At 63.6% G+C, this 16,096-nt stretch carries 12 protein-coding genes; 4 read left to right on the forward strand and 8 right to left on the reverse strand.

The window, feature by feature from the left end; all coding sequences use genetic code 11:
* The first annotated feature begins 50 nt into the window (after window positions 1-50).
* Window positions 51-1,043: an asparaginase gene (locus tag ACIGHL_RS22505; protein WP_128119820.1), complete on the forward strand. Its 993-nt coding sequence runs from the start codon at window positions 51-53 to the stop codon at window positions 1,041-1,043.
* Between the two features lie 8 nt (window positions 1,044-1,051).
* Here the strand turns inward: ACIGHL_RS22505 and ACIGHL_RS22510 are convergent, their stop codons facing one another.
* The 3 genes from ACIGHL_RS22510 to nudE all read right to left on the reverse strand — a co-directional run bounded on the left by ACIGHL_RS22510 (window position 1,052) and on the right by nudE (window position 5,421).
* On the reverse strand, window positions 1,052-3,916 hold the full coding sequence (locus ACIGHL_RS22510) for an ATP-binding protein (protein ID WP_128119821.1): 2,865 nt from the start codon (window positions 3,914-3,916) through the stop codon (window positions 1,052-1,054).
* Between the two features lie 126 nt (window positions 3,917-4,042).
* Window positions 4,043-4,858 carry a 3'(2'),5'-bisphosphate nucleotidase CysQ gene (cysQ, locus tag ACIGHL_RS22515; RefSeq protein WP_128119822.1) on the reverse strand — a complete coding sequence of 272 codons (816 nt, stop codon included), beginning with the start codon at window positions 4,856-4,858 and terminating at the stop codon, window positions 4,043-4,045.
* Window positions 4,855-5,421: an ADP compounds hydrolase NudE gene (gene nudE, locus ACIGHL_RS22520; protein WP_045431494.1), complete on the reverse strand. Its 567-nt coding sequence runs from the start codon at window positions 5,419-5,421 to the stop codon at window positions 4,855-4,857. The genes cysQ and nudE overlap by 4 nt, the downstream gene beginning before the upstream one ends.
* A gap of 120 nt (window positions 5,422-5,541) precedes the next feature.
* Here nudE and yrfG point away from each other — a divergent pair, with 120 nt between their 5' ends.
* A complete protein-coding gene (gene yrfG, locus ACIGHL_RS22525) occupies window positions 5,542-6,222 on the forward strand; it encodes a GMP/IMP nucleotidase (protein WP_128119823.1) in 681 nt (226 codons plus the stop codon).
* A gap of 166 nt (window positions 6,223-6,388) precedes the next feature.
* Window positions 6,389-8,464 (forward strand): hybrid sensor histidine kinase/response regulator, encoded by a 2,076-nt coding sequence (locus tag ACIGHL_RS22530; RefSeq protein ID WP_128119824.1) that lies wholly within the window; start codon window positions 6,389-6,391, stop codon window positions 8,462-8,464.
* A 166-nt stretch (window positions 8,465-8,630) separates the two neighbouring features.
* Here ACIGHL_RS22530 and fdhD read toward each other — a convergent pair whose 3' ends face one another.
* The 5 genes from fdhD to ACIGHL_RS22555 all read right to left on the reverse strand — a co-directional run bounded on the left by fdhD (window position 8,631) and on the right by ACIGHL_RS22555 (window position 14,740).
* Window positions 8,631-9,449, reverse strand: a complete 819-nt coding sequence (fdhD, locus tag ACIGHL_RS22535) for a formate dehydrogenase accessory sulfurtransferase FdhD (RefSeq protein ID WP_128119825.1) — start codon at window positions 9,447-9,449, stop codon at window positions 8,631-8,633.
* A gap of 39 nt (window positions 9,450-9,488) precedes the next feature.
* Window positions 9,489-9,734, reverse strand: a complete 246-nt coding sequence (locus ACIGHL_RS22540) for a formate dehydrogenase subunit delta (protein ID WP_128119826.1) — start codon at window positions 9,732-9,734, stop codon at window positions 9,489-9,491.
* A 103-nt stretch (window positions 9,735-9,837) separates the two neighbouring features.
* Complete coding sequence (gene fdhF, locus ACIGHL_RS22545; protein WP_128119827.1) at window positions 9,838-12,672, reverse strand: formate dehydrogenase subunit alpha; 2,835 nt, start codon at window positions 12,670-12,672, stop codon at window positions 9,838-9,840.
* A 14-nt stretch (window positions 12,673-12,686) separates the two neighbouring features.
* The gene (locus ACIGHL_RS22550) at window positions 12,687-14,249 is read right to left on the reverse strand and encodes a formate dehydrogenase beta subunit (RefSeq protein ID WP_128119828.1); all 1,563 of its coding nucleotides are present in this window, start codon (window positions 14,247-14,249) and stop codon (window positions 12,687-12,689) included.
* Complete coding sequence (locus ACIGHL_RS22555) at window positions 14,246-14,740, reverse strand: formate dehydrogenase subunit gamma (protein WP_128119829.1); 495 nt, start codon at window positions 14,738-14,740, stop codon at window positions 14,246-14,248. Before ACIGHL_RS22555 ends, ACIGHL_RS22550 begins: the two co-directional genes overlap by 4 nt.
* Window positions 14,741-14,937: 197 nt before the next feature.
* Here ACIGHL_RS22555 and ACIGHL_RS22560 point away from each other — a divergent pair, with 197 nt between their 5' ends.
* A complete protein-coding gene (locus ACIGHL_RS22560) occupies window positions 14,938-16,020 on the forward strand; it encodes a substrate-binding domain-containing protein (RefSeq protein WP_499176829.1) in 1,083 nt (360 codons plus the stop codon).
* Window positions 16,021-16,096: the final 76 nt, after the last annotated feature.

Raw genomic sequence — 16,096 nt, forward strand, 5'->3', positions numbered from 1 at the left:
CGTCGCTTGAACAGGGGCCGCTGGCCCCTGTTTTCATATAGGAGACCCCTATGTCGGCTTCCAGAAACACCCTGGTGCTGTACACCGGCGGCACCATCGGCATGCAACAGAGCGCCGAAGGGCTGATGCCCGCTTCTGGCTTCGCCAGCAGATTGCGCGACCAGCAGGACAAGCACCCCGAACTGGCCGCGCCGGAATGGCAGTTCCGTGAATTGCTACCGCCCATCGACAGCGCCAACATGAACCAGACCCACTGGCTGGCGATGGTTGAGGCCATTCGGGCCGGCGTCGAGCAAGATGGCTGTGACGCGGTACTGGTCCTGCATGGCACCGACACCCTCGCCTACAGCGCTGCTGCCTTGAGCTTCCTGCTGTTGGGCTTCGAGGTGCCGGTAGTGCTGACCGGGGCTATGCTGCCCGCCGGTGCGGCCGATAGCGACGCCTGGGACAACCTGTTCGGTGCGATGCAGGCATTGCACGCTGGCGTCGAGCCGGGTGTGCATCTCTACTTCGCCGGCAAACTCATGCACGGCGCCCGGGTCAGCAAACTGGGTACCGCCAGCCTCGATGCGTTCGGGGTGCTGCCGCGGCTGCGTCAGGGCCAATGCGCACCTAGCATTCCCGCAGCGCTCGACTATCGCCAACCCCGTCAGCAGGTGAACCTGGCGGTGCTTCCGCTCTATCCAGGCATCCAGGCGGCGCAGCTGCAAGCACTGCTGTCCAGTGGCGTGCAGGGGGTGCTGATCGAGTGCTATGGCAGCGGCACCGGCCCCGCCGATGACACCGAGCTGCTGCAGGCGTTACAGGACGCCCATCAGCGCGGCATCGTCCTGGCCGCCATCAGCCAATGCCCGCAGGGCCACGTCGAATTCGGGATCTACGCCGCCGGCAGCAAGCTGGAAGCCAGCGGGCTGATGTCAGGCGGCGGCATGACCCGGGAGGCCGCGCTGGGCAAGTTGTTCGCCTTGCTCGGTGCCGGGCTGTCGCAGACCGAGGTCGAGCACTGGTTCGCACTTGACCTCTGCGGCGAACGCGTCGACTGATCGGTGGCTCAACTCGGGTTGAGATCGAGCTCCTGGAGACAGGCCTGGACCCGCCGGCGCAGCTCGTCGAGGTCCAGTGGCTTGCTCAGCCACCCCTGGCACTCGAGTTTGGCTTTCAACTCGCTCACCGCACTCAGCACGATCACCGGCAGGTACCGGGTAGCCGGGGCCTGACGCAGCAAACGCAGCAGCTGCTCCCCGTCAAGCTCCGGCAGGTTGAGGTCCAGCAACAGCAAATCCGGCGGGTCGGCCAGCAGGTGCTCCAATGCCATCCGCCCATTGCCGATTACGCTGACCTCAGCCAGATCGGCCAGCGCCTTGCGTACCAGCAGCTGGCTGGCCGGATCGTCTTCGACATAAACAATACGGGGCCGATGGCGAAGCGGCCGTGGGCTGTGCGTGGCAAGCAGAGGCAGGGCTATCCAGAAGCGGCTGCCGATCCCGGGCGCGCTCTTCACACCGATACTGCCGCCCATCAGTTTGGCGTATTCCAGACATAGCGATAGGCCGATTCCCGCGCCCTGAATATTCGAACTCTCACGGCCAAGCCGGCGAAACGGCTCGAACAGCTGCGCCTGCAGGCCTTCATCGATTCCAAGACCGGTATCTTCGACCACCAGCCTCACCTGCCCGGCGACCGTCTCGATCCGCATCACAATCTGCCCGCCTGGCTTGTTGTACTTGATGGCGTTGGACAACAGGTTGAGCAGCACCTGACGTAACCGGCGTGGCTCGGCCTGCACCTCGACGGGCCCTGGCGGCAGATCGAAATCCAACCGCAGCCCGTGGCGCTGAACATCAAGCGCCACCAGCTCGGCGCACTCACGCATCAAGGCGGTGATTTCGACAGGCTTGAGCGTCAGTCGGGGCCGTTCGGCCTGTAGGCTCGACCAGTCGAGAATGTCGCCGAGCAGCTGATTCAGGTGCCGGCTGGCCAGCAGGATCTCATCGAGGTAATCAGCGGCTTCCGGCTGCGCATCCGGTGAGCAGTCCATACGCATCAGCTGGGCAAACCCGAGGATCGCATTCAGCGGCGTACGCAGCTCATGGCTGATGCTGGATATCAGATGAGTCTTGGCCTCGTTGGCTGCGTGCGCCTGCTGGATGGCCTGGCGCAGATCGTCCTCGACCCGCTTGATCGCATCGATATCCACATGAGTACCGGCCACCAGCGTCGCTTCGCCTGTTCGAGGATCCCGCTCGAGCACGCGGCCGCGACTGAGCAGCCAGTGATACTCGCCCAGTGCATCCGCGAAACGGAACTCGCTTTCATAGTGCAACGCCTGGCCTTCATGCATCCGGTCCAGTTCGGCCCGCACCTGAGCAACATCGAGCGGATGGATGCGCTGCAGAAACTGAGCCTCGCTCAGCTGCGCCGAAGTCAACCCGAAGCGCGCAGGCAGACGGCCACGAAGCTGCATCACGCCGCGGCGCATGTCGTTTTCCCAGAGGCTCTCAGTCGCGCTTTCCAGTACCAGCTCGAGACGCTCCTGAGCCTCCGCACGCTGGGCCTCGCTGTCTTCCAGCTGGGCGCCGATGGCCTGGGTGTGCTGTGCCAGATCGTCAAGCTCGCGGATTTCTGACGAGACGGGATCTGGCCGCCACCGACCGAGACCGATCTGGCCCATCATCTGCGAGATCCCTGCGATCGGCTTCAGCAGTGCCTGGCTGAGCTGGCGCGCGCGCAGCCACATGTACGCGAAGAACAGCAGATAGAACAACACCAGCCCGGCAATCAGCAGATAACCGATCTGTTGAAAGCGACTGGCCAAAGCGTTGGTCTGGCTGAAAACGGCAGTTTCGTCGACCACCGCCAGCAGGTGCCAGCCGGTTTGCGGCACCGTTGTCCAGGCCACCAGCCGCTGTTTGCCTTTGAGCTCCAGGCTCATGACCCCTTCACCCTGGGTAGCGAGCGCCTTTGCCAGTTCGCGTGTCTGGCCGCGACGATCGAGCCGGAAACCTTCAGGTTTGAGGGTTTCCTGGCGCACGGCGTCGTCGTAGTAGTGCTCGGTCAGCTCGTTGAGCCCGAATTCCCGTTCACCCGACTCCGGCAATGCCATGATGCTCAGGTCGCGGCTGACCAACATTGCATAGCCATCCCAGGGCACACGCAGACCGCTGATCTGGTTCAGGATGCCGCTAACAGTGATATCGATACCGTTGACACCTTCCAGCGTGTCACCCCGGTAAACCGGCGCCACGGCCGACATCATCCAGCCCTGCCCGGCCGGATCGAGGTAGACGTCGGTCCATACCACCCTGCGCGCCGGGTTATGCCAGGCATTTGCCAAGTAATAGAAGCTGTAGCTGGGAATGTTCACATCCGGCGCGTACTGCCGGGCCGTGTCGAACCAGGGATAGATATGGTTGTAGCTGTCCCAACTATTGAAATAAATGCTGGCAATCAGCGGGTTGCTGGCGTGCAGCTCCTTCATCAGCGGGTCGAGCCGATGAAGCTTGGCAACCTTCTGCAGATCGTGGCGCTCCGGCGGTGTCAACCCCGAGTAGAAGCTGGCGGCGCCGCCCAAGTCGCGGGGGCTATAGCGAACCCCATCGGCGTTGAGCTCAAGCGGCACCGGCGCTGCGGGGCTGTCGTCTTCCAGCGCACGAACGGTGAGATTACGAAACAGGGTGGCTGCATTCGCCACTTCCTGCAGCTGCTGGCTGATCACCCGAGATTCACGAGCGACCGCTGTCTGCACCTCGGAAAGCGCCGTTTCGCGCAGGTGCTCGATTTGCGCATCGCGGATGGCACTGTTGGTCAGCAGGTAGGCCGCGATCAGCACCACCTCGACCAGTACCAGTGGGATCAGCGTTGTCTGAACGAAGGCACGCCAGATCCATTGGCGTACCCCGATTGGGTTTCTCGACACAGCGCGGCTCCAGCGTTCCGACTCAAGCGCTTGGCTTGCTCACGCCCCGAATCCTAGCATGGCCGTAAGCGCGGCCGACTCGCCCGGAGGTTCGCGCGAATATCCGGCCCTCAAAGCGCCCTTTGGTCAACGCCTCGCCAGTTCGATCAGTTCGGCCCGCCATTCGGCGTCACGAGGTAGCGCCAGGAAAGAGGGATTGAGGAAGTTCTCCCGTGCTTCGTAAGTCAGTACTGCACCGGCGATATCCAGCACCTCGCCTCCCGCACCTTCCAGTACCCCCTGGGCAGCCGCCGTGTCCCATTGAGAAGTCGGCGCCAACCGTGGGTAACAATCGGCGGCCCCCTCAGCCAACAGGCAGAACTTCAGGGAGCTGCCGACACTGGCCAACACGAGCTCGCCAAAACGCTGCCGCAAGCCATCGAGCAAGCGTTCCTGCTCCGGGCTCGAATGGCGACGGCTCGCAACGACGGTAAAGCCGCCCGCTGCCTGATGCCGCACCCGCAGGGGCTGCGCCGCACCATCGGCTTCGGCACGCCAGGCACCGAACCCAGCCCCTCCGTAATAGCAGCGGCCGTTGGCCGGAACCCCGACCACACCGAACAACACCTGCCCATGCTCGATCAACGCGACATTGACGGTGAATTCTTCGCTTCCGGCGATGAACTCCTTGGTGCCGTCCAGCGGATCGACCAACCACCAGCGCGTCCAACCGGCACGCTCGGCGAGGCCCAGCGCGCAGTCTTCCTCGGACAAAACCGGAATGGCCGCATCCAGCGCGCGGAGACCATCGGCCAATAGGTGATGGGCCGCCATGTCAGCGGCGGTAACGGGCGAGGCATCGGCCTTCTCATGCACCTGCACATCGTTGCGCCAGTGCGGAAGGATCGCCTCGCCCGCGGCGCGGACCAGATCGATGACGGGTGCCAGATAGGGATGGCTCATTGATCGAACTCGCCCCGTTGGCTGAGCAGGTCACGCGCTAGGTACAGCGCTGCGAGGGCGCGTCCTTCGCTGAACTGCGGGTTCTGGATCAGGCTGGACAGTTCGCGCAAATCCACCCGATCGACGCGCATCGGCTCCGGCTCGTCCCCCGGCAGCTGCTCGGGATAGAGATCGCGCGCCAACACCACCTGAATCTTCTGGCTCATGTAGCCCGGCGACAGCGAAAGCTCGGTGAGCAGCTCCAGACTGCGCGCGCCGAAACCGGCCTCCTCCTTCAATTCCCGGTTGGCCGCGTCGAGCACGTCTTCGCCCGGCTCGATCAACCCTTTGGGCAGCGACAGTTCGTAGGTATCGGTACCGCCGCAGTATTCCTCGACCAATAACGCCCGGCCGTCGGCTTCGAGCGCGACGATCATCACCGCGCCATAACCGGTCCCCTTGCCCACCAGCCGTTCATAGGTACGCTCCACGCCATTGGAAAACCGCAGCTGCAGTTCCTCGACACGGAACAGGCGGCTGCTGGCGACGATCTCACGGGCAAGTACGGTAGGTTTCTGGCGCATGGGGATATCCTTGAAACGCGAAGGCCAATCATAACCCGGCTTTTTGTGATCGCTGCGAACGCTTTGCATCGAGCCGACCGCTGTCGCACCATTGTGCCAACCGCCGAACAAGAGTCTGCCATGATCGCTGCACTGCCCTGGTCCGATATCGACACCGTCCTGCTGGACATGGACGGCACCTTGCTGGATTTGCATTTCGACAACCATTTCTGGCTCGACTTCCTGCCGCAGCGCTACGCCGAGCTGCATGGCATCAGCCGCGCCATGGCCGAGCTGGAGCTGGCCCCCCTGTTCAACGAACACGAGGGCAAACTCACCTGGTACTGCCTGGATTTCTGGACCCGCGAGCTGAACCTGCCGATCCGCGAAATGAAGCGTGAAATTGCTCACTTGATCGCTCTGCGGCCTGCTGCAGACGAGTTTCTCGCAGCCCTGCGCGACGCCGGCAAGCGCGTGGTGTTGATCACCAATGCCCATCGCGATTCGCTATCGCTGAAGCTCGAACGCATCGAGCTGGCCCCCTGGTTCGATCGTTTGATCAGTTCTCATGACTATGGCTTTCCCAAAGAGCAGGCCCAGTTCTGGCACGCTCTGAAAACCGACCTCGATTTCGATCCGGCAACCGCCCTGTTCATCGACGACAGCCTGCCCGTCCTGCGCAGCGCGCGGGCCTACGGCGTCGCCCATCTGCTGGCTATCAGCGAACCGGACAGCCGCCGCGGCAAGAAGCAAACCGAAGAATTCACTGCTGTCGACGATTACCTCGAACTGATCCGCAGCCTGCAGGGTTTCTCGTCCTGACCGAAAGATGCTGGCGTGCTTAACTCAGGTCCATGTGCTTCCGCCTTATAGAGGGGGGCGAGCGGATGGTGAAAAGGGCTATCCGGGTGACTGATGTGCACCTTGCAAATGAACGCTACTTAAGTGCAAAACTGTGGCCCACCCGGCTCGCTCAAATGGATGAACTATGGTTGTAGACGCAGGATTCTGGCCTTCCGAACGCAGCGAAATGGGCCGGCGGATCCGCCGGCACGATTGGAGCGAAACGCCGTTGGGCTCGGTCGATCACTGGCCAGCGTCGCTACGGGTGCTCCTCGACACGCTGCTCGAGGCACCGCTGCCGATGTGCGTGTTGTGGGGGGAGGCCGGCGTTCAGCTGTACAACGATGCGCACGCCGCGCTGATCGACAGCCACCACCCTGGCGCACTGGGCATGCCGGTGGCCGCGACATGGGACAAGATCTGGCCCGAACTGATCGAGGCGCGCATGCGCGGCGAATCTGGCCAGGCATGCGTGCTGCGCAACCGTCGCCTTTGCGCCACAACTACTACGAGCAGCACCACGACCTGGTTCGACCTGGCCGTCAGCCCGATCCGCGACGGCCAAAGCATTGGTGGCCAACTGCTGTGCCTGCGCCGCAGCGAAGCGGAAGTCCGCGAGATCACCGATGCCCTGCCCGTGCTCATCAGCTACGTCGATCGCGACAAACGCTATCGCTACAACAACCGCCATTATGAAAGCTGGTTCGGCCAGACTCCCGAGATGCTCTATGGGAAGCACCTGACAGAGGTGGTTGGCCAGCGTGCATACGACGCACGCCGCGCAGAAATCGAGGCGGCTCTTGCCGGACAGGACGTTGTGTTCGAAGCCTCTATGCCTCACCAGGACGGCGTGCTGCGCCAGACCCTGATGCACTATCTGCCGCACCGTGGCGGTGATGGCGAGGTGCTAGGGCTCTTTGTGCTGGCGCAGGATGTCACTGAACGCTGGCGCGCCGAGCAGGCGCTGCGCGAGCTCAACGACACCCTTGAAAGCCGAATCCAGGAGCGCACCACTGCGCTAGCCGAAGTCTACGAGCGCCTGCTGACCGAAATGGCCAGCCGGGAACAGGCCCAGGAGGCGTTGCGTCAGGCACAGAAGATGGAAACCGTCGGCCAGCTCACCGGTGGCATCGCTCACGACTTCAACAACATGCTTACCGGCATCATCGGTGGACTGGACCTGATCCAGCGCTACAACCAAACCGGTCGCCACGCTGAAACCCAGCGCTTCATCGATGCCGCAGTCACCTCGGCCAACCGCGCTGCGGCGCTGACCCATCGCCTGCTGGCCTTCGCGCGACGCCAGCCGCTGAATCTCAAGCGAGTCGACCTGAACGACTTGGTCGAGTCGATGCGCGATCTGATCGTGCGCACCCTGGGCAGCCACATCCTCGTCGACACCATGCTCGAATCGGGTCTGTGGCCGGCCAGCAGTGATGAGAATCAACTGGAAAGCGCCCTGCTCAATCTGGTGATCAATGCACGCGACGCCATGCCCGACGGCGGCAGCCTCTATATCGCGACGGCCAATGTGACCCTGCAGCAGGGCGAGGTGGGCGAGCTGCCAGCCGGACGTTATGTCAGCCTCAGCGTCATCGACAGCGGCTGCGGCATGACGCCTAAGGTCCTGGCAGCGGCCTTCGAGCCCTTTTTCACCACCAAACCCATCGGCCAGGGCACCGGGCTCGGACTGTCGATGATCTACGGCTTCGCGCGGCAGGCCGGTGGCCACGTGCAGCTGCGCAGCGAACCGGACAACGGCACCGAAGTCACCCTCTATCTACCGGCACACCATTCATTGCTGGCGACCGAGGTAGCGGTCCCGCCGCTTGAACAGACCACACAAGCGGCGCGAGGCGAAGCCGTGCTGGTGGTCGAGGATGATCCTGCTGTACGTCTGCTGGTACTCGACGTGCTGGGCATGCTCGGCTACTGCGCACTGGAGGCGGCCGAGGCCAACGCGGCGGTCAAGCTGCTGCAGAGCGACGAGCGTATCGACTTGCTGGTATCCGATGTCGGGCTGCCAGGGATGAACGGCCGACAGTTGGCAGATATCGCCCGCGAGCACCGCCCCGGATTACCTGTGCTGTTCATGACCGGCTACGCCGAGCAGGCGATCAGCAGCGGTTTTCTCGATGCCGGCATGGACATGATCAGCAAACCCTTCACCATCGATCAATTGGCAGCACGGGTACGCAAGATACTTGTTGACATGCCCTAGAGGGCGCGTGCGGTCAGGTCCATATGCGCAACATTAACGGGAGTGCACCCGGCGATTTACAGAGCAACGACCTGAGCATAGACGGTCGCTGAAGCTACCCTGACCTGCTCGGCCAAGCAGCGGGATTTGCCGCAGCTACTTGCAAGCAGCGCCCGGCCAGGCTCTGTTACAGAGAACTGTAGACCCGCGGCGCGTTGTGGTGCGGCAGGTGAATCAGATTGAGCCGGTGCTGACGCGCCCAGCGCACGCAAAGGTCGGTCGGTGCCGAGAGGCTGACCAGGGTCGATAAACCCGCACGCACTGCCTTGTGAATCAACTCCAGACTGCAACGGCTGGTAACTACCGCGAAGCCCTGCCGGCTATCACGACCTTCCCGACGCAGCGCACCGATCAACTTGTCCAAGGCGTTGTGGCGACCGATGTCCTCTCGGCACAGCACGATCTCGCCCTGCTCGTCGACAAATAGCGCCGCATGCAGTGCACCGCTCTGGCGCGCCAGGCGCTGCGCGTCGTTGATGCGATCGCGCAGCTCGTGCAGATGCGCGGCCGGCGGCAGCGGGCTGGGCGCCAGCGCAGTCAGTTTCGGCAACGCCTGTTCGATGGCCTCCACTCCGCAGAGCCCGCAGCCGCTGGTCCCGGCCAGATTGCGCCGATGCTCCTTGAGCGCCCAGAACGCCCTATTGCCGATCTGCACCTCGGCGCTGAATGCGTCACCGCGACGATTGAGCTGGATGTCATGTATGTCGTCGATACCGCCAACCACTTCACCGCTCAGACTGAAGCCAACCACGAAGTCTTCCAGCGCACTGGGCGAGACCATCATCACCGCATGGCTGATGCCGTTATAAGCGATGGCCAGCGCGCACTCTTCCGCCAATACCGCGCGGCCCGAACCTGCCGCGTCATCCAGCTCGATATAGGTATAAGCGTCCGGCGCGGAGCTAATGACGGGCATGGTGGTACTAAGGGGCGCAGGACGAGGCATGAGGGTATTCCTTGCAGTCGAGCTGTAAGGATATTCGACTCAGGCGTGTACCTGCGGTTCGATCTGCTCACGCAGCCCGCTCAGAGCACTCAGGACGAACGGATTCAACCCTTCGCCGGCCGTGGCATCCAGGTGCGCAAAAAGCGCCGTACGCATCTGCGGGTCCCACTGGCGCTTGAGATGCAGAGCAAAGTCCGTGCGCGCCTGCTCGGCGTCGGGCTGGGATGCGAAAAAGGCGCCAATCTGGTTGGCCATCCTGATCAGTTGCGTGGCATTCATGCCCATGGACGTGCTCCGCTATTGGACCTGAAATCCGCACCGGCTGGCTGCCCAGCGCGGGACAGGGGCGCATGGCGCACCCCCCCGACGACTGTCGCTTCGAAGTAGCTCACAACTGCACCACGGGCAGCAGGTTCACCTGCTCGCGGGTGAAGGCGTTGAACTCCTGCTGCCACTTCGAGGGCACCTCCACCTTACGCACCTGCACGGCGGTGACCTTGTATTCGGGGCAATTGGTGGCCCAGTCCGAGTTGTCCGTGGTGATCACGTTGGCACCGGACTCCGGGTGGTGGAAGGTGGTGTACACCACGCCTGGCTGCATGCGCAGGGTGACCTTGGCGCGCATCACCGTCTCGCCCGCACGGCTGTTGATACCGACCCAATCACCGTCGTTGATGCCCCGGTCCTCGGCATCCACCGGGTGCAGCTCGAGGATGTCCTCGGCGTGCCAGGCTTTGTTAGCGGTACGTCGCGTCTGCGCCCCTACGTTGTACTGCGAAAGAATACGCCCGGTGGTTAGTACCAGCGGCCGCTTACGCGAGGTGCGCTCGTCGGTGGCGATGAACTCGGTGATCACGAAGCGGCCCTTGCCGCGCACGAATGCGTCCTCATGCATGATCGGCGTGCCTTCCGGCGCCTCGTCGTTACATGGCCACTGGATACTGCCCATGCGATCGAGCTTGGCGTAGCTCACCCCGGTGAACGTCGGCGTCAGGCTGGCGATCTCGTCCATGATCTGCGACGGATGGGTGTAGTTCATCGGGTAGCCGAGGGCGTTGGACAGCGCCACCGTCACTTCCCAGTCTTCCTTACCGGCCAGCGCTGGCATCACCTTGCGCACCGGCGAAATGCGCCGCTCGGCGTTGGTGAAGGTGCCGTTCTTCTCCAGGAAAGAAGCACCGGGCAGGAACACGTGAGCGAACTTGGCGGTTTCGTTGAGGAACAGGTCCTGCACCACCACGCACTCCATGGCCATGAGCGCACCGGTGACGTGCTGGGTATCGGGGTCCGACTGCGCCGGATCCTCGCCCTGGATGTACAGGCCCTTGAAAGTCCCTGCGTGCGCCGCCGCCAGCATGTTCGGAATGCGCAGGCCCGGCTCGTCGAGCAGCGTGACGCCCCAGGCTTGCTCGAACTGCGGACGCACCACCGGATCGGAAACGTGGCGGTAGCCCGGCAGTTCATGGGGGAAGGAGCCCATGTCGCAGGAGCCTTGCACATTGTTCTGTCCGCGCAACGGGTTCACGCCGACGCCCGGGCGACCAATGTTGCCGGTGGCCATGGCCAGGTTGGCGATTGCAATGACGGTGGACGAACCCTGGCTGTGCTCGGTGACACCGAGGCCGTAGTAGATCGCCGCGTTGCCGCCGGTGGCGTACAGACGCGCCGCGGCGCGAACCTCGGCGGCCGGCACGCCGGTCAGCTCCTGCATGGCTTCGGGACTGTTGCGCTGCTCGCCGACGAAGGCGCGCCACTGATCGAATCCCTCGGCCTCGCAGCGCTCGGCAACAAAGGCCTCGTTGACAAGGTTCTCCGTGACGATCACGTGCGCCAGGCTGTTGAGCAAGGCAACGTTGCTGCCCGGACGAAGTTGCAGATGGTGGTCGGCCTTTACGTGCGGCCCGCGTACCAGGTCGATGCCCCGCGGGTCGGCGACGATCAGCCGGGCGCCTTCGCGCAGACGGCGCTTGAGCTGTGAACCGAATACAGGGTGCCCGTCGGTGGGGTTGGCGCCAATCACCAGCACCACGTCGGCCGACAGCACCGAGTCGAAGTCCTGGGTACCGGCGGATTCGCCGAGCGTCACCTTCAGGCCGTAGCCGGTGGGCGAATGGCAGACCCTTGCACAGGTGTCGACGTTGTTGTTGCCGAATGCTGCGCGCACCAGCTTCTGAACCAGATAGGTTTCTTCGTTGGTGCAACGCGAGGACGTCAGCCCGCCCACAGAATTTTGGCCGTACTGCGCCTGGATCTCCTTGAAGCGCCGGGCAGCATAGCCAATCGCCTCGTCCCAACTCACCGGGCGCCAGGGCTCGCTGATATTGTCGCGGATCATCGGGGTCTTGATACGGTCGGCGTGAGTGGCATATCCCCAGGCAAAACGACCCTTGACGCAGGAATGGCCGTGGTTGGCGTGGCCATCCTTGTTCGGCACCATGCGCACAACATCGTTGCCCTTGACCTCGGCTTTGAATGAGCAGCCCACGCCACAGTAGGCGCAGGTGGTGGTGACGCTGCGTTCGGCCTGGCCCATCTCAATCAGCGACTTTTCGGTCAGGGTGGCGGTCGGGCAGGCGTTCACGCAGGCGCCACATGACACGCATTCGGAGTCGAGGAAGTCCTCGGCCTGGCTGGCTGCGACCCGCGAGTCGAAGCCACGGCCATCGATAGTCAGGGCGAAGGTGCCTTGCACCTCTTCGCAGGCACGCACACAGCGGTTGCAGACGATGCACTTGGCCGGGTCGTAGGTGAAATAAGGGTTGGATTCGTCCTTGGCCTCGGCCAGGTGGGTCTTCACCGGGTCGTAGCGCACCTCGCGCAGGCCGACCACTCCAGCCATGTCCTGAAGTTCGCAGTTACCGTTAGCCGAGCAGGTCAGGCAGTCCAGCGGGTGATCCGAGATGTACAGCTCCATGGTGCCGCGGCGCAGTTCAGCGAGCTTGGGACTCTGGGTGCGCACCTTCATGCCTGGTTCGACCGGCGTGGTACAGGAAGCAGGGAAGCCGCGCCGGCCTTCGATCTCCACCGTGCACAGGCGGCACGAGCCGAATGGCTCCAGGCTATCGCTGGCGCACAGCTTGGGTACGGCGATGCCGGCTTCCTGAGCGGCGCGCATCACCGAAGTGCCCGCGGGCACGCTGATCGCCGTGCCGTCGATTTCCACGGTTACCGGAGCGCCGGTGCGGGCAGGGGTGCCATAGTCGAGTTCACGATACAGGGCCATGTTGTGCCTCCGGATCAGCGGGCTTCGGCGGAGTCGCCGAAATCCTCGGGAAAATGATTGAGTGCACTCATCACGGGGTAGGGAGTCATCCCGCCGAGGGCGCACAGCGAGGCACCGAGCATGGTGTCGCACAGGCTTTTGAGCAGTTCAATACGGCCCGGCTGCGGCCCTTCGGAGCGGGCGACAATGATCTGGTCGAGCAGCTCCTCGCCACGGGTCGAGCCGATCCGGCAGGGTGTGCATTTGCCGCAGGACTCGACCGCGCAGAACTCCATGGCGTAGCGCGCCATATCGGCCATATCGACGGTGTCGTCGAACACCACAATGCCGCCGTGACCAAGCACTGCGCCGAGCGCGGCGAAGGCCTCGTAGTCCAGAGGGGTGTCGAATTGCGACTCCGGCAGATAGGCGCCGAGGGGGCCGCCGACCTGCACTGCGCGAATCGGCCGACCACTGGCCGAACCGCCGCCGTACTCATAAAGCAGCTCGCGTAGGGTGATGCCGAAGGCCTTCTCGATCAGCCCGCCGCGGGCGATGTTGCCGGTCAGCTGGATCGGCAAGGTGCCAAGCGAGCGGCCCATGCCGTAATCCTTGTAATAGGCGCCGCCTTTATCGAGGATGATGGGCACCGAGGCCAGCGAGATGACGTTGTTGATAACTGTCGGTTTGCCGAACAGCCCCTCGATTGCCGGCAACGGGGGCTTAGGACGCACGGTGCCACGCTTGCCTTCGACGCTCTCCAGCAGCGCGGTTTCCTCACCACAGATATAGGCACCCGCACCGCGGCGCAGCTCCAGATGGAATGCGTGGCCGCTGCCGAGCAAGTCGTCGCCCAGGTAGCCGGCGGCGTTGGCGCTGGCGATGGCCGCCTTGAGAACGGCCTCGGCATGCGGGTATTCAGAGCGCAGGTAGATGTAGCCCATGGTCGCGCCGACGGCCAGGCCGGCGATCGTCATGCCCTCGATGAGCACGAAGGGGTCGTCTTCCATCACCATGCGGTCGGAGAAGGTCCCCGAGTCGCCTTCGTCCGCGTTGCAGACGATGTACTTCTGGGTGGCCTCGCAGCCAAGCACGGTGCGCCATTTGATGCCGGTGGGGAACGCGGCGCCGCCGCGGCCGCGCAGGCCGGACTCGGTGACCTCGGCGACGATTGCCTCGGGCGTCATGCCCAGGGCGCGCCTGAGGCCGCGATACCCGTCGTGAGCGATGTAGTCGTCCAGGGACAGCGGGTCGGTGATGCCGGCACGTGCAAAGGTCAGACGTTCCTGGCGCTTGAGATATTCGATCTCCTCGGTCAGGCCATGGCCCAGCGGATGCGCCCCGCCTTCGAGAAAACCGGCCTCGAACAAGCCGGCAACGTCCCTGGCCTTGACCGGACCGTAGGCGACGCGCCCAGCACTGGTCGCCACCTCGACCAACGGCTCAAGCCAGAACAGCCCGCGAGATCCGTTGCGCACCAGATTCAGTTCGATTCCGCGTGCAGCAGCCTCGGTCACGAGCGCCTTGGCCACCTTATCGGCGCCAAGGCTCAGGGCAGTAACGTCGCGCGGCACATAGACGGTGATGGACGGATTCATGCGAGGGTCTCCTGTTCGGCCAGCAGCGCCATCAGCTCTTCGGCATCGACCCGACCGTGCAGCTCGCCATTGAGCATGGCGCTGGGCGCGCAAGCGCAGTTACCCAGGCAATACACCGCTTCGAAGCTCAGGCTGCCATCCTCGAGGGTCTCGCCAAGCGACACGCCCAGCCTTTGTTCCAGCTCGGCGGTGAGTGTCTTCACGCCCATCGACTGGCAGGCCTCTGCCTGGCACAGCTTGAGCACATGCCGACCGGGTGGGCTGGCGCGAAAATCGTGATAGAAACTGACCACCCCATGCACCTCAGCGCGCGACAGGCAAAGCTCCTCGGCGATCATTGGCAACAGGTCCGGCGGAACCGCACCAAGGCGATCCTGAATATCGTGAAGAATGGGCAGCAAGGCGCCAGGCTGGCCGCGGCGGGCGGCGAGTACCTCACGGGCAACGGCCTGACACTGATCGGGAGCGAAGCGCTGGGGAAGAATGGCCATATTCGAAGCTCCAGCCGGCGGCTATAACCGGTACTGTCCGAGATAAGCACCACAGTCACGGCTGATTGGTGCTTATCCCTGGCGGCACAAAAGCGCTCGCCAGATATGAAATGAAGTTCTTATTATCCGGTACCTATCGCCCGGGTAATGCAAGGTAGCATGGCCATTTCCATGAACAAATATGAAGCACACATCATATGATTCGAATCGAGATCCAGCCGCGCTGGCGGTTTCACCAGAGCGACGGCAGCAGCCTTGACCCTCAAGGGCTCGCGCTGCTGCAGGCGGTGCACGACACCGGCAAGCTGACTGAAGCAGCCGCCCGGGTAGGCTATTCCTACCGTCATGCCTGGAATCTGCTGGGCAAATGGGAGGCATTCTTCGGCAGCCCGCTGATCGAACTAAAGCGCGGCAAGGGCGCACGCCTGGCGCCGCTGGGAGAGAAATTGCTGTGGGCCGACCAGCGCATCCGTGCGCGACTGTCGCCGCAGCTGGACAACCTGGCCGGTGAGCTGGAACTGGAACTGAACCGGGTTTTGCAGGCCAGCAAACCCGGCCTGCGCATCCACGCCAGTCACGGTTTCGCCGTGGCGGCGCTGCGCGAGTGGCTGGAACGCGACCCCAGCTGGCAGTGGGAGGTGCAGTTTCGCAGTGGCAGCGAGGCGATGATCGCCCTGCAGCGCCACGACTGCGAGGTGGCCGGCCTGCACGTGCCGACCGGGCCGCTCGGTGCATTGAGCATCAACCGCATCCAGCCCTGGCTGCGCCCCGACCAGCGGGTGATCACCTTTGTCGTGCGAACCCAAGGGCTGATGCTCGCCCCCGGCAACCCACTCGGCATCAAGGCGCTGGCAGACCTGGCGCGCGCCGAGCTGCGCTTCGTCAACCGCGAGCCGGGCTCCGGTACACGCCTGCTGCTCGAAGACCTGCTGCGCCGCGATGGTCTGGACAGCACAGCGATCAAAGGCTTTCACAGTGAGGAGTTTACCCACGCGGCCGTCGCCGCCTACGTCGCCAGCGGCATGGCTGACGTCGGCTTTGGCGTTGAGGCTGCGGCGCGTCAGTTCGGCCTTACGTTCATCCCCATGGCCCGCGAACACTACTGTCTCCTGTGCCGCGAGGACAGTCTTGAGCTTCCGGCGATGGCCGCGCTGCTGCGCGTACTACAGGACCCGGAATTCCAGGAACGCATAAGCCGTCTGCCGGGCTATGCCCTGAGCCGTCCCGGCGACGTGCTGCCTTTTACCCAGGCAGTGGAGCAATGGAGCGTAAGCGTCTAGCTAACTCACCTTGCGTATCTGTATCACAGGCTGCACGGGTAGCTGTATCACACGCTGAACGCTTACCGTGTATCAC

Source organism: Pseudomonas sp. NPDC077451 (genome assembly GCF_044543345.1).
Lineage (GTDB): Bacteria > Pseudomonadota > Gammaproteobacteria > Pseudomonadales > Pseudomonadaceae > Stutzerimonas.